Raw genomic sequence first — 13,265 nt, forward strand, 5'->3', positions numbered from 1 at the left:
GGCGAGGAACTCGGGTAATCTCGGTGCTTTCATCACCAAGGATCGGCAATGATGCGTTCTTCTCTTTTCCTGGCACTGGCCCTTGCGGTGTCTGGCGGTGGCGCCCTGATCGATACCGCCGATGCGCAGACCGCGCGCGAGGTACGCAGGCAGGCCGAGGCCAGCATGACCCTCAGCGGGGTCATCGACATCGGCCGCGAAGGCCAGGTTGAAGGGTTCCAGCTCGATCACCGCGAGAAGGTTGATGCTGGCGTAGCGGGGTTCGTCGACAAGGCGGTGCAGAGCTGGCGATTTGAGCCGACGCTGGTCGACGGCAAGCCGATGCCTGCCCGTACTACCGTCCACCTGCGTCTGATTGCCGGCAACATGGAGGGCAACAGCATGCAGGTACGGGTGGTTGATGCGCGCTTCGGCAAGCTCGGCGGATCCAGTGCGCCGAGCACCGATGACGTCACCGCAGCGAAGACGCGCGCACCGGTCTACCCACCACAGGCGGCATCGATCCGCGGGCAGGGCACTGTCATGCTTCTGGTCAAGGTGGGGCGTGATGGCAAGGTAGCTGACGTAATTGCCGAGCAGACCAACCTGACCGTGGTCGGTCCCGAGCGTACGATGAACCAGCTGCGCGACGTGCTTGCCAAGGCCAGTGTCAGGAGCGCCCGCGAATGGACCTTCAACCCGCCCACTACCGGCGAGGACAAGGACCGGGACTTCTGGACCGTGCGCGTGCCGGTCAATTATTTCTTCGACAAGCAGAGCGAGCGTTACGGCCGCTGGACCGCGTACATTCCCGGTCCGCGCCAGCAGGCGCCGTGGAAGACCGGTGAGGAAACCCAGATCGCCGGAACCGATCTGCTGCCCGAAGGCGGTGTGTACATGGTGGGTCGTGCGCAGGAAGGCCCGCGCCTGCTGACCCCGCTGGGATGATGCGTGATTGCGGGATGCACCGGGCCTGCCCCGGCGCATCCCGCTGGAATCGATGTGCTCAATCGGCGTGCGGGTACACCACCACCCGGTTGCGGCCCTGTTCCTTGGCCAGGTACAGGGCCTTGTCGGCCAAGCGCAGCGCCTGTTCCGGATCGGTATGGAAACTGGGGAAGTGGGCCACTCCCAGTGACACGGTGATGGTGCCCACCGGAGCGAACGGTTCGTCGGCGATGGCCTGGCGCAGGCGCTCGCCGGTCTGCCGGGCCGCTTCGATGCCAACGCCCGGCAGCAGCACCAGGAACTCCTCGCCACCGGCGCGGCACAGCACATCGGTCTCGCGCGAATGGCGGCGCATCTGTTCGGCGATATGCACGATGGCCGCATCGCCGACGTCGTGACCGTGGCTGTCGTTGATCGACTTGAAGCGGTCGATATCCAGCGTCAGGATCGCAAACGGCAGGCCCTGCGCCTGCAGCGCGTCGAGCGCCTGCTGCAGCCCGCGACGGTTGAGCAGGCCGGTCAGCGGATCGGTACGGCTGGCGCGGTTGAGCGTGCCGATGCGGTCCTGCAGCGCATTGAAGCTGTACAGCACGGCCTGTTTCAGCTGCGCCACTTCGAAGTACCAGGCGCGGATGCCATTGACGTGGCTGATCGCATTGCCGGTGTCTTCGCCGTCCTGCACGTTGCGCGCCAGCTGCCACAGCGGCAGCGAAATGCGGCGGGCGAACCACCAGGTGATCAGCAGCGACAACACGCCCAGCGGAATGGCATTCCAGATCACCGCCGACATCAGGCGTGACAGTGGCTGCAGCGTCGCCTCGGTCGGGCGCTGCGCGACGATGCCCCAGCCGGTTGCCGCCACGGGCGCGTAACCGGCCAGCATCGCCACCTGGTGGTTGTTGCGCACCTGCTGCGCACCGCGCTGGCCGCGCATCACTTCCCTCACCGCCGGGTTGTTCAATGCGTAGGTGCCCACTTCCTTGGGGTTGTTGTGATAGATCAGACGGCCATGGCGGTCCACCACGTACAGGTAGGAACCATCGCGGTAATAGTGCGTACCCAGCAGCGTATTGAGTGCACTGCGCTGGCGCAGGTACAGGGTGCCGCTGACATAGCCCCGGTACTGGCCGCTGCGGTCGAATACCGGGTGCGAGATCGAGATCAGCAGCTTGCCGGTGGCCGACTGGTAGGGATCGCTGATCATCGGCTGGCGCCGTTCCAATGCTGCCTTGTTGCCAGCGCTGCGCAGGATCTCGCCCTGCAGCTGCAGGCTCTGCGGCGAGGTCGCGATCACCCGCCCGTCGTTGGCCACCACCAGCGAGGAGTTGAAGCTGCTGGACTGCAGCTGCAGGCGACGGGCTTCATCCTGCGCCTGGGCCGGATCCATGTCGCTGTCGCCAAGCCGGGTGGCGGCATAGGCCAGCTGCTGCTGCGCGGCCAGCAGGAAGTTCTGCGTGGTCTCGGCCAGCTTGGTGGCGTACACGCGGTTGGCTTCCAGGGTGTTGCCCACCAGCTGGTCGCGCTGCACGCGATAGCTGGCAAGCAGCGTATTGGCCAGAGCGATGACGGCGCTGAGCAGGGCCAGGGCAAGGATCAGCTTGCCCAGGTTGAGCCGGGGGGACAGTGTGCGCATGCGGTTGAAGGATCGGGCAGGGCTGGACCCGCCGGATCCTCCGGATGGGGCAACAGCGGGAATCGGCGGCCCGGCCAGCGCGGCTGGGGCGGAGAGTCAGGCATTTGTCCCGCAGATTATCGCCAAATCACAGGGCCGCGAAGTGAAGCCGTTGGTCCTGCCGCCATCCAAAGAAAAAGCCCCGCACTGCGGGGCCTTTCCGTATTCCATCAATGCCGCGCGATCAGCGCTTCATCGAACCGAAGAACTCGTCGTTGGACTTGGTGTTCTTCATCTTGTCGAGCAGGAATTCCATCGCCGTCATTTCATCCATCGGATGCAGCAGCTTGCGCAGGATCCAGATCTTCTGCAGCAGCTCCGGCTCGATCAGCAGGTCTTCGCGGCGGGTGCCGGAACGGTTGATGTCGATGGCCGGGAACACGCGCTTTTCAGCGATGCGACGGCTCAGGTGCACTTCGCTGTTGCCGGTGCCCTTGAACTCTTCGTAGATCACCTCGTCCATCTTCGAGCCGGTATCGACCAGCGCGGTGGCGATGATGGTCAGGCTGCCGCCTTCTTCCACGTTGCGCGCAGCACCGAAGAAACGCTTCGGGCGATGCAGGGCGTTGGCGTCCACACCACCGGTCAGCACCTTGCCCGAGCTCGGCACGACGTTGTTGTAAGCACGTGCCAGGCGGGTGATCGAGTCGAGCAGGATCACCACGTCCTTCTTGTGCTCGACCAGGCGCTTGGCGCGCTCGATGACCATTTCGGCCACCTGCACGTGGCGCGCGGCCGGTTCGTCGAAGGTCGAGCTGATGACTTCGCCGCGCACGGTGCGCTGCATTTCGGTCACTTCTTCCGGGCGCTCGTCGATCAGCAGCACGATCAGGTGTACGTCCGGATGGTTGGTGGTGATGGCCGTGGCGACCTGCTGCATCATCATCGTCTTGCCGGCCTTCGGCTGGGAAACGATGAGCGAGCGCTGGCCCTTGCCCTGCGGTGCCATCAGGTCGAGGATGCGGCCTGTGATGTCTTCCGACGAACCGTTGCCGCGCTCCAGGGTGAAGCGGCGACGCGGGAACAGGGGGGTCAGGTTCTCGAACAGCACCTTGTTCTTCGATGCTTCCAGCGGCTCACCGTTGATGGTGTCCACGATCGACAGCGCGAAGTAACGCTCGCCGTCCTTCGGGAAGCGGATGCGGCCCGACAGATGGTCGCCGGTGCGCAGGTTGAAGCGGCGGATCTGGCTGGGCGAGATGTAGGTATCGTCCGGGCCGGCCAGGTAGCTGGCCTCGGCCGCGCGCAGGAAGCCGAAGCCGTCCGGCAGGATTTCCAGCACGCCGTCGGCGGCAACGCCGTCGCCGTGGCGGGTCAGCACCTTCAGCAGCGCGAAGATCACGTCCTGCTTGCGGGCACGGGCCACGCCTTCGGAAATCTGCAGCTGCTCGGCGATCTCCAGCAGCTTCTGGGCCGGCATGCGCTTGAGGTCGCTCAGCGAATAGACCGGGAAGCCCTCGGGCACGTTGGCGTGCGGACGCGGTACGAACGGCTGCTGTTCGCCGTTGTCGTTCGGCATGCCGTCGTCGCGGAAGCGACCGCCGTTGCCACCGCCACCACCGCCGCCGCCGCCGCCGCCATTGCGATCACGGTCGCGGCGGTTGCGGAAACGGTCACGGCGGTTGCCTTGGCCTTGCTGGCCCTGCTGGCCGCCCTGGTTGTAGGGGTTCTGGTTCTGGCCACCGCCCTGGTTGTTCTGGCGCGCCTGGCCGGATTCGCGGCCCTCGCCACCTTCGCCGCCGCCATTGCTGGCAGGGGCCTCGGCGGCAGGCGCGCTCGGCGTGGAAGGCGCTGCGGCCGGTGCCGGCGCTTCGGGCGCGGCTGTCAGCGGCAGGGCAGGCTGCGCCGGAGCGCTGGTTTCGGCGGCGGCCGGAGCGGCAGCCTTGGTTACGCGGGCTTTGCGCACGCGCTTTTCGGCGGGCGCATCAGCGCTACCGGTTTCGGGAGTGTTATCGGACAAGAGCGTTATTCCTCGCTTGAAGGTGCGAGCGCCCGGCTGGGGCGGCGAACATTGGGAATGGGTCTGGAAGAAACTGCGTCCAGAAGATGCGGCACGCGAACGCGGCCGGATGTGCCGACACTATCATCGGCCCGCGGCGCCACGCAAGGGGCGCCGGATACGGTATTCAGTCAGGCGCCGGGGCGCCCGCCCGGCAGCCGTGGAAAACGGCTGCCGGTCACCCGCAGGATCAGGCCAGGGCCTTGTCCAGCAGGCCGGCCAGCTGGGCCTTGCCAACGGCACCAATCTGCTCGCCGACCTTCTCGCCGTCCTTGAAGACGACCAGGTAGGGAATCGAACGCACGTGGTACTTGGCGGCCAGGGCGCGGTTGTTGTCCACGTTGACCTTGGCGATCTTGGCGCGGCCCTGGTAGGCATCGGCCAGTTCGTCCAGCGCCGGGGCGATCATCTTGCAGGGGCCACACCATTCGGCCCAGAAATCGACCAGCACCGGTTCCTTGGAATTCAGCACGGCGCTATCAAAGTCGGCATCGCCGACGTGTACAACCTTGTCGCTCATCTTGGTTTCTCGTCTTGGATTGCACCCGGCCAGGCCGGAGGTGGGTGAACTGGGCCATGCCCGGTGGCGTGACCCTCGTCGTTGCCTCGCGGCGGACTGCCACGGTGCGTTCGGCGGGATGCCTGGACGCTCACGGCCGGCAGTGTACCCCTATCGCAGGGCGGGGACAGATGCTGGTTGGAACCCAGCGTATCGTGATCGGGGCTGAGCCCGGTATGTGTCCGATTTCACTGTCCATGGCAGAAATGGGGGTGCTGGCGCGGTAGGCCATGGGTGCATGCGCTGCTGTTCAAGCGCGGTACTGCGGGGTGAAGAGGTGCGTCTCCGTGAGTCCTGAGACGCCCAATCCCGGTTTGCTGGCCCGAGTGCGGTAAACTGGGGCATTGTGCGGCGCGCGGACCCGAGGGGTCCCGGCCAGCCCGACCCGCCGCAGGGGCCGCAGTTTGCGACGGAGCCCCAGACAGATTTCAGTGCCGCCGCCCGCAGGTGCGTGGCCATACCAAGACGGACACATGAGCGACAAACCGCTGACCGATTTGACCTTTTCCTCCTTTGATCTGCATCCGGCCCTGCAGGCCGGTCTTGAAGGAGCCGGATTCACCCGCTGCACGCCCATCCAGGCGCTGACCCTGCCGGTCGCGCTGCCCGGTGGCGACGTCGCCGGCCAGGCCCAGACGGGCACCGGCAAGACGCTGGCCTTCCTGGTCGCTGTCGTGAACCGCCTGCTGACCCGCCCGGCACTGGCTGATCGCAAGCCGGAAGACCCGCGCGCGCTGATCCTGGCCCCCACCCGCGAACTGGCCATCCAGATCCACAAGGATGCGGTCAAGTTCGGTTCGGACCTGGGTCTGCGTTTCGCGCTGGTCTACGGCGGCGTTGATTACGACAAGCAGCGCGAGATCCTGCAGCAGGGCGTGGACGTGATCATCGCCACCCCGGGCCGCCTGATCGACTACGTCAAGCAGCACAAGGTGGTGTCGCTGCACGCCTGCGAAATCTGCGTGCTGGACGAAGCCGACCGCATGTTCGACCTGGGCTTCATCAAGGACATCCGCTTCCTGCTGCGCCGCATGCCTGAGCGCTCCACCCGGCAGACCCTGCTGTTCAGCGCCACCCTGAGCCATCGCGTGCTCGAGCTGGCCTATGAGCACATGAACGAGCCGCAGAAGCTGGTGGTCGAAGCCGAGACCATCACCGCCGCGCGCGTGCGCCAGCGCATCTACTTCCCGGCCGACGAAGAGAAGATTCCGTTGCTGCTGGGCCTGCTGTCGCGCAGCGAAGGCGCGCGCACCATGGTCTTCGTCAACACCAAGGTGTTCGTCGAGCGCGTGGCCCGTTCGCTGGAGCGTTCCGGCTACCGCGTCGGCGTGCTGTCCGGTGACGTGCCGCAGAAGAAGCGCGAGAGCCTGCTCAACCGCTTCCAGAAGGGCCAGCTGGAAATCCTGGTGGCCACCGATGTGGCCGCCCGCGGCCTGCATATCGACGGCATCAAGTACGTCTACAACTACGACCTGCCGTTCGACGCCGAAGACTACGTGCACCGCATCGGCCGTACCGCCCGCCTGGGCGAGGAAGGCGATGCCATCAGCTTCGCCTGCGAGCGCTATGCGATGGGCCTGCCGGACATCGAGGCCTACATCGAACAGAAGATCCCGGTCGAAGCGGTCACCAGCGAGATCCTGACTTCGCTGCCGCGCCCCGAGCGTGCCGCACCGGCACCGGGCGAGGAAGGCGACGAGAACGAAAGCGTCGGCCAGATCTTCCGCGAAGCACGCGAAGCGCGTGCCGCCGAGGAAGAGCGTCGTGGCGGCGGCCGTAGTGGCGGTCGTTCCGGCAGCAGTGCTGGCGCCGGCCGTGGTGGCCGTGATGGCGAGCGCAGCGGCGAACGCCGTCCGCGTGGCCCGCGCAAGCCGCGTGTGGAAGGCGAGCAGGTAGCCGCCGCCGCAGTCGAAGGTGCGGTGACGGCTGAAGCTGCTGCCGTGCAGGCCCCGCGTCCGCCGCGCGCTGAAACTGCGCCGGAAGGTGCGGTGGATGGCGAGCGCAAGCCGCGCAAGCGTCGTCGTCGTCGCCACGGCCGTCCGGTCGAGGGCGCCGAAGGTGTGGCAAGCAACGCCGGCAACGGTGCCAGCCCGGTCACTCCGGTGCAGGTGGTGGCCAAGCCGGTGCGTACCAGCGCCGATGCCGGCGACTCGTTCCTGACCCGTATCGGCCGCAAGATCCGCCGGATGCTGTCCGGCAGCTGATCGGTGCGGTAGCACCCGACCGTTGGTCGGGTGGCTTTCGGGGCGTGCCGGCCAACGGTCGGCACCCACCATCGCCCCGGCATCTCCACGCCGTCGCGCCGGTCCTGCATAATCGGGGCATGAGTGTCCTGCGCTTCGACAATGTCAGCAAACAGTACGCCGGTGGCCACGAAGCCCTGACCGATGTCAGCTTCGAGGTCGCGCCGGGCGAAATGCTGTTCGTCACCGGTCACTCCGGGGCGGGCAAGAGCACCCTGCTCAAGTTGATCCACCTCGACGAGCGGCCCAGCCGCGGCGCGGTGATGTTCGACGAGCGCAACCTGCTGAAGGTGCGCGGCGGCGATGTGCCGCGGCATCGACGCGCGGTCGGCGCGGTCTACCAGGACCACCGCCTGCTGATGGACCGCTCCATCGCCGAGAACGTGGCCCTGCCGCTGATCCTGCGCGGTACCCGCCGTGGCGACATCAACAAGCGCGTGCGTTCGGTGCTCGAGCGCATGGGCCTTGGCCACCGCGAGAAGGCGCTGCCCTCGCAGCTGTCGGCCGGTGAGCAGCAGCGCGTCGGCATCGCCCGGGCGATCGTCGGCGAGCCCAAGCTGCTGGTGGCCGACGAGCCGACCGGCAACCTCGATCCAACCCTGGCGGCCGAGATCATGTCCCTGTTCGCCGAGCTGCCTGCGCGCGGCACCAGCGTGCTGGTGGTCAGCCACGACCTGCCGCTGCTGCGCCACATGCGCAAGCGCGTGCTGATCCTCGACCACGGCCGGCTGGTGGACGACATCTCGCCGCAGGATCTGGCGGAGTAACCATGGCCAAGAACGAAAACACCGAAGCCGCTGCGCCGTCGCGCCTGGGCGTGTGGTTCCAGCATCACGTGCACAGCGTGGTGTTCAGCCTCGGCCGCGCCTGCCGCAAACCGTGGGCGACGCTGCTGACCGTGATGGTCATGGCGCTGGCCCTGGCGCTGCCGCTGGGCCTGTCGATCGCGCTGGACAACCTCAAGCAGTTTGCCGGCAGCGTGCAGCAGTCGCGCGACATCAACGTCTTCCTGAAGGCCGACGTCGACGGCCCCGGTGCGCTGCGCCTGGCCGGTGAACTACGCGATCGCCCGGACGTGGCCAGTGTCACCGTGCGCACGCCGGATCAGGGCCTGGAGGAGCTGCGCCAGGCCGGCCTCGGCGAAGCCATCGACGCACTCAACGACAACCCGTTGCCCTCGCTGCTGGTGGTCACCCCTGGCCAGGGCCAGGACGATGCGCGGCTGGCGCGCGCGCTGGAGAGCCTGCCCGGGGCAGACCTGGTCCAGCACGACGCGTTGTGGCGCCAGCGCCTGGATGCCTGGCTCGCGTTTGGTGCGCGGCTGGTGCAGGTGCTGTCGGTGCTGCTCGGCGCCGGTGCCGCGCTGGTGGTCGGCAACACCGTGCGCCTGGACATCCAGGCCCGCCGCGAGGAAATCGGCGTGCTGCAGCTTCTCGGCGCCAGCGATGGTTTCATCCGCCGCCCGTTCCTGTACCTGGGTGCCTGGTATGGCCTGGGCGCCGGTGCGGTCGCGTTGGGCCTGATCGGCATTGCCGGTGCCGCCCTGCGCGCGCCGTTGGCCGAGCTGTCGCGCAGCTACGGCAGCCCGTTCGTGCTGCATGGCCTGGACCTGCTGCATGGCAGCCTGGTGCTGCTTGGCACCCTGTTGCTGGGCTGGCTGGGTGCATGGCTGGTGACCGGTCACTTCCTCCGCCAGACCCGCCCGACAGACACCTGAGACCGGCATGCAACCGCAAGCGCTGAAGCACCTTGAAGGGCCCGCGACGCGGGTGATGGTGGTTGACGGTTCCAAACTGGTACGCAAGCTGATTGCCGACGTCCTGCAGCGCGATCTGCCGGGCGTGGAGGTGATCGGCTGCGACAGCATCGAAGACGCACAGCATGCGCTGGCGCAGGGCCCGGTCGATCTGGTCACCACCTCGTTGACCCTGCGCGATGGCGACGGCCTGGCGCTGGCGCGGATGGTGCGCGAAGCGGCAGGGCAGGCCTATGTGCCGGTGATCGTGGTCTCCGGCGACGCCCAGCAGCACCTGGAGCAGCGCCGCTTCACCGAGTACGTCACCGACTATTTCGACAAATCGCTGGGCCACGAGGCCCTTGCGACGTTCGTGCGCGGCTACGTGCAGCCGCAGACCATTCCCGGCGCGACCATCCTCTACATCGAGGACAGCCGGGTGGTGGCCGAGGCCACCAAGCGCATGCTCGAGCGCCAGCAGCTCAACGTGATGCATGTGGTCAGCGCCGAAGAAGCGTTCACCCTGCTGACCGCCGAATCGCTGGGGCGCAGCCGCCATCGCATCGACCTGGTGCTGACCGATGTGACCCTGAAGGGAGAGCTGAGTGGCCGCGACGTGGTGCAGCGCGTGCGCGTGGACTTCGGCTACGGCAAGCGCCGCCTGCCGGTGCTGGTGATGACCGGCGATGGCAATCCGCACAACCAGACCGGCCTGCTGCAGGCTGGCGCCAACGACCTGGTGCTGAAGCCGATCGAAGAGCGCCTGCTGATCACCAAGGTGCTGTTCCAGCTGCGGCTGGCCCGACTGAATGATGGACCCCTGTTGCGATGATCGATGAAGTAGTGGACACCCCGGCGATCCAGCTGGAACCGAGCTGGAAACAGCGTGTGGGCGATTACCTGCTGCAGCCGCAGATGCGCGAGCTGTCCAGCTTCCTGCGGCAGCGCAAGGCCAGCGGTGCGGCGGTGTTCCCACCCGGCCCGCAGATCTTCGCCGCCTTCGATGCCACCCCGTTTGATCAGGTGAAAGTGGTCATCCTCGGCCAGGACCCGTACCACGGCCGTGGGCAGGCCCATGGTCTGAGTTTCTCGGTGCAGCCGGGCGTGCCGGTGCCGCCGTCGTTGTTGAACATCTACAAGGAAATCGAGGGTGACCTCGGTATTGGCCGTCCGGACCATGGCTGCCTGATTCCCTGGGCACAGCGCGGCGTGCTGCTGCTCAACGCGGTGCTGACGGTGGAAGAGGGCAAGGCCGGTGCCCACCAGGGGCGCGGATGGGAAGGCTTCACCGACCATGTGGTGGATGTGTTGAACCGTGAGCGCGAGGGCCTGGTGTTCATGCTCTGGGGCGCCTACGCGCAGCAGAAGGGCAAGGTGATCGATACCGGCCGCCACCGCGTGCTGAAAGCCCCGCATCCGTCGCCGCTGTCGGCCCACCGCGGGTTCCTCGGCTGTCGCCATTTCTCGATGGCCAACGAGTACCTGCAGCGCCGTGGCCAGGCGCCGATCGACTGGTCGCTGCCGCCGCGGGCGATGCTGTCGCCATCGGGCTGAACGGCGGGCAACGCTGCCCGGTATTGAATGGGCGAAGCCGCCACCTGTTCAGCTCCCTTTGACCCCGAATGGCCGTGTTTTCTGGGCTAGTGGGTTGAATTCCAAGGGATTGTGTATCCCGAAAAGCGCGCTCGCCACTGTCATCAAATCGCGTTACGGTAGGGCTCTGTTTGGGACCAGTGTTTCATCAGTGGAATGCTGGAACTTTTTCCTCCTTTAGCAGTCCAAATCCCAGACTGCTAAGATGGGTGCCTATGAGCCAGAACACCTCTACTGCCCTTGTGGCAAACAATCTGCCGATTCCCAGTGCGCTCGGTTCGCTGGACGCCTATATCGGTGCCGTGCACCAGATCCCGGTGCTGTCGGTCGATAACGAACAGGACTTGGCCCGTCGCTTCCGCGACGGCAACGATCTGGACGCTGCCCGTGAGCTGGTGCATTCGCACCTGCGCTTCGTGGTGCACGTGGCCCGCGGTTACAACGGCTACGGCCTCGCGCTGGGCGACCTGATCCAGGAAGGCAACATCGGCCTGATGAAGGCGGTCAAGCGCTTCGACCCCGACATGGGCGTGCGCCTGGTGTCCTTCGCCGTGCATTGGATCCGTGCCGAGATGCACGAGTTCATCCTGAAGAACTGGCGCATCGTGAAGGTCGCCACGACCAAGGCGCAGCGCAAGCTGTTCTTCAACCTGCGCAAATCGAAGAAGCGCCTGGGCTGGATGAACGCCGCCGAAGTCACCGCGGTGGCCAAGGACCTGAACGTGTCCGAGCGCGAGGTGCTTGAAATGGAATCGCGCCTGTCCGGCCGCGATATCGGTTTCGATGCGCCGACCGATGAAGACAACGACCACGCGCCGCCGTCGCCGGCTGCGTATCTGGTGGCCAATGACGAAGATCCGTCGATGGCCTACGAGCGCGAGGACAGCGAAGACAACCAGATGCAGCTGCTGCGCGAAGGCCTGGCGGAACTGGATGCGCGTTCGCGCGACATCATCCGCCGCCGTTGGCTGGATGCGGACAGCAAGGTGACGCTGCAGGAACTGGCGGACGAGTACGGCGTATCGGCCGAGCGTATCCGCCAGGTCGAAGCGAACGCGCTGAAGAAGATGAAGGCGCTGTTCACCGCTTGAGGCGATGAAGCGTTTGAGTAATGGAAAGGCCCGGCATTGCCGGGCCTTTGCTTTTTCCGAGGTATTCAATCCACGCATGGCGTGGATCTACTTCGCGATCCAGTAGATCCACGCCATGCGTGGATCAGCGCGGTCTTAGTTTTCGCGTGCGATCGCCCGCCAGCCGATGTCACTGCGGTGGAACTCGTTGGCCCAGGTCACCTTCGCCACACCCGCATACGCGTTCGCCTGCGCGTCGCGCACGCTGTCGCCCAACGCCGCCACGCACAGCACGCGGCCACCGGCGCTGAGCACCTGGCCCTGCGCATCCAGCGTCGTTCCTGCATGGAACACCTTGGCCGTTGCCGGCACTTCATCCAGGCCGGAGATCACCTCGCCGGTGATTGGCGTTTCCGGGTAAGGCTTGGCTGCCAGCACCACGCCGAGCGACGGGCGCGGATCCCATTGCGCTTCCACCTGGTCCAGGCGGCCATCGATCGCCGCTTCCACCAGCTCCACCAGGTCCGACTGCAGGCGCAGCATCACCGGCTGGGTTTCCGGGTCGCCGAAACGCACGTTGAACTCGATCACCTTCGGCGCGCCGCTGGCGTCGATCATCAGGCCGGCATAGAGGAAGCCAGTGAACGGAATGCCATCGGCAATCATGCCCTGCACGGTCGGGTTCACCACCTCGCGCATCACCCGGGCATGCACTTCAGGTGTCACCACCGGAGCCGGCGAGTACGCACCCATGCCGCCGGTGTTCGGGCCGGTGTCGCCGTCGCCGACGCGCTTGTGATCCTGCGAGGTGGCCATCGGCAGTGCATGCACGCCATCGACCATCGAAATGAAGCTGGCTTCCTCGCCGTCGAGGAATTCCTCGATCACCACGCGTGCACCGGCATCGCCGAAGGCGTTGCCCGAGAGCATGTCGCGCACCGCGTCTTCGGCTTCGGCGAGGGTCATTGCCACGATCACACCCTTGCCGGCGGCCAGGCCGTCGGCTTTGACCACGATCGGCGCGCCCTTCTCGCGCAGGTAGGCCAGTGCCGCGTCCACCTCGGTGTGCACCGAATAGAACGCGGTGGGGATGTTGTGGCGTGCCAGGAAGTCTTTGGCGTAGGCCTTGCTGCCTTCCAGCTGCGCGGCTGCCGCCGTCGGCCCGAAGATGCGCAGCCCGGCGGCGCGGAAGCGGTCGACCACGCCGGCCACCAGCGGCACTTCCGGGCCGACCACGGTCAGCGCCACGCCTTCGGCCTGGGCCAGCGCGAGCAGGCCATCGATGTCGGTGACCTTCACCGCGACGTTGCGGCACTTGTCTTCGTTGGCGGTGCCGGCATTGCCGGGTGCCACGAGCACTTCAGTGACACGGGAGGACTGGGCCAGCTTCCATGCCAGGGCGTGTTCGCGGCCGCCAGAGCCGATGACAAGTACGTTCATCACGAGATTCCAGATTGCGTGGGAAGG

At 66.4% G+C, this 13,265-nt stretch carries 11 protein-coding genes; 7 read left to right on the plus strand and 4 right to left on the minus strand.

The window, feature by feature from the left end:
- The first annotated feature begins 51 nt into the window (after positions 1 to 51).
- The gene (locus tag AB4Y98_RS13015; RefSeq protein ID WP_442244481.1) at positions 52 to 927 is read left to right on the plus strand and encodes an energy transducer TonB; all 876 of its coding nucleotides are present in this window, start codon (positions 52 to 54) and stop codon (positions 925 to 927) included.
- 58 nt (positions 928 to 985) lie between these two features.
- Here AB4Y98_RS13015 and AB4Y98_RS13020 read toward each other — a convergent pair whose 3' ends face one another.
- From AB4Y98_RS13020 to trxA, 3 genes are all read right to left on the minus strand, one after another.
- Entirely contained in the window at positions 986 to 2,560 is a 1,575-nt protein-coding gene (locus AB4Y98_RS13020; protein ID WP_154881152.1) for a sensor domain-containing diguanylate cyclase, read from the minus strand.
- 223 nt (positions 2,561 to 2,783) lie between these two features.
- Positions 2,784 to 4,559 (minus strand): transcription termination factor Rho, encoded by a 1,776-nt coding sequence (gene rho / locus AB4Y98_RS13025; RefSeq protein WP_442244482.1) that lies wholly within the window; start codon positions 4,557 to 4,559, stop codon positions 2,784 to 2,786.
- Positions 4,560 to 4,788: 229 nt separating this feature from the next.
- Positions 4,789 to 5,118, minus strand: coding sequence for a thioredoxin (trxA, locus tag AB4Y98_RS13030; RefSeq protein WP_025878607.1), 330 nt, complete (start codon positions 5,116 to 5,118; stop codon positions 4,789 to 4,791).
- A gap of 512 nt (positions 5,119 to 5,630) precedes the next feature.
- Between trxA and rhlB the strand changes: the two genes are divergently transcribed.
- From rhlB to rpoH, 6 genes are all read left to right on the plus strand, one after another.
- Positions 5,631 to 7,361, plus strand: a complete 1,731-nt coding sequence (gene rhlB / locus AB4Y98_RS13035) for an ATP-dependent RNA helicase RhlB (RefSeq protein WP_223496880.1) — start codon at positions 5,631 to 5,633, stop codon at positions 7,359 to 7,361.
- A 119-nt stretch (positions 7,362 to 7,480) separates the two neighbouring features.
- Positions 7,481 to 8,167 (plus strand): cell division ATP-binding protein FtsE, encoded by a 687-nt coding sequence (gene ftsE / locus AB4Y98_RS13040; RefSeq protein ID WP_025878609.1) that lies wholly within the window; start codon positions 7,481 to 7,483, stop codon positions 8,165 to 8,167.
- A gap of 2 nt (positions 8,168 to 8,169) precedes the next feature.
- Positions 8,170 to 9,117, plus strand: a complete 948-nt coding sequence (gene ftsX / locus AB4Y98_RS13045; RefSeq protein ID WP_223496878.1) for a permease-like cell division protein FtsX — start codon at positions 8,170 to 8,172, stop codon at positions 9,115 to 9,117.
- Between the two features lie 7 nt (positions 9,118 to 9,124).
- Positions 9,125 to 9,967, plus strand: coding sequence for a response regulator (locus AB4Y98_RS13050; RefSeq protein WP_025878611.1), 843 nt, complete (start codon positions 9,125 to 9,127; stop codon positions 9,965 to 9,967).
- On the plus strand, positions 9,964 to 10,689 hold the full coding sequence (ung, locus tag AB4Y98_RS13055) for a uracil-DNA glycosylase (protein ID WP_312108806.1): 726 nt from the start codon (positions 9,964 to 9,966) through the stop codon (positions 10,687 to 10,689). Before AB4Y98_RS13050 ends, ung begins: the two co-directional genes overlap by 4 nt.
- A gap of 254 nt (positions 10,690 to 10,943) precedes the next feature.
- A complete protein-coding gene (gene rpoH, locus AB4Y98_RS13060; protein WP_100462199.1) occupies positions 10,944 to 11,819 on the plus strand; it encodes an RNA polymerase sigma factor RpoH in 876 nt (291 codons plus the stop codon).
- A 135-nt stretch (positions 11,820 to 11,954) separates the two neighbouring features.
- Here the strand turns inward: rpoH and purD are convergent, their stop codons facing one another.
- Complete coding sequence (gene purD, locus AB4Y98_RS13065) at positions 11,955 to 13,238, minus strand: phosphoribosylamine--glycine ligase (RefSeq protein ID WP_442244483.1); 1,284 nt, start codon at positions 13,236 to 13,238, stop codon at positions 11,955 to 11,957.
- Positions 13,239 to 13,265 lie beyond the last annotated feature (27 nt).

Origin of the sequence: Stenotrophomonas sp. 2YAF26, from assembly GCF_052114625.1 — a bacterium.
Taxonomy (GTDB): Bacteria; Pseudomonadota; Gammaproteobacteria; order Xanthomonadales; family Xanthomonadaceae; genus Stenotrophomonas; species Stenotrophomonas indicatrix.

Bases quoted from the DNA above. Each gene is read 5' to 3' on its own strand.
- AB4Y98_RS13015 (WP_442244481.1), top strand. From the start codon at position 52: ATGCGTTCTTCTCTTTTCCTGGCACTGGCCCTTGCGGTGTCTGGCGGT.
- AB4Y98_RS13020 (WP_154881152.1), bottom strand. From the start codon at position 2,560: ATGCGCACACTGTCCCCCCGGCTCAACCTGGGCAAGCTGATCCTTGCC.
- trxA (WP_025878607.1), bottom strand. From the start codon at position 5,118: ATGAGCGACAAGGTTGTACACGTCGGCGATGCCGACTTTGATAGCGCC.
- rhlB (WP_223496880.1), top strand. From the start codon at position 5,631: ATGAGCGACAAACCGCTGACCGATTTGACCTTTTCCTCCTTTGATCTG.
- ftsE (WP_025878609.1), top strand. From the start codon at position 7,481: ATGAGTGTCCTGCGCTTCGACAATGTCAGCAAACAGTACGCCGGTGGC.
- ftsX (WP_223496878.1), top strand. From the start codon at position 8,170: ATGGCCAAGAACGAAAACACCGAAGCCGCTGCGCCGTCGCGCCTGGGC.
- AB4Y98_RS13050 (WP_025878611.1), top strand. From the start codon at position 9,125: ATGCAACCGCAAGCGCTGAAGCACCTTGAAGGGCCCGCGACGCGGGTG.
- ung (WP_312108806.1), top strand. From the start codon at position 9,964: ATGATCGATGAAGTAGTGGACACCCCGGCGATCCAGCTGGAACCGAGC.
- rpoH (WP_100462199.1), top strand. From the start codon at position 10,944: ATGAGCCAGAACACCTCTACTGCCCTTGTGGCAAACAATCTGCCGATT.
- purD (WP_442244483.1), bottom strand. From the start codon at position 13,238: ATGAACGTACTTGTCATCGGCTCTGGCGGCCGCGAACACGCCCTGGCA.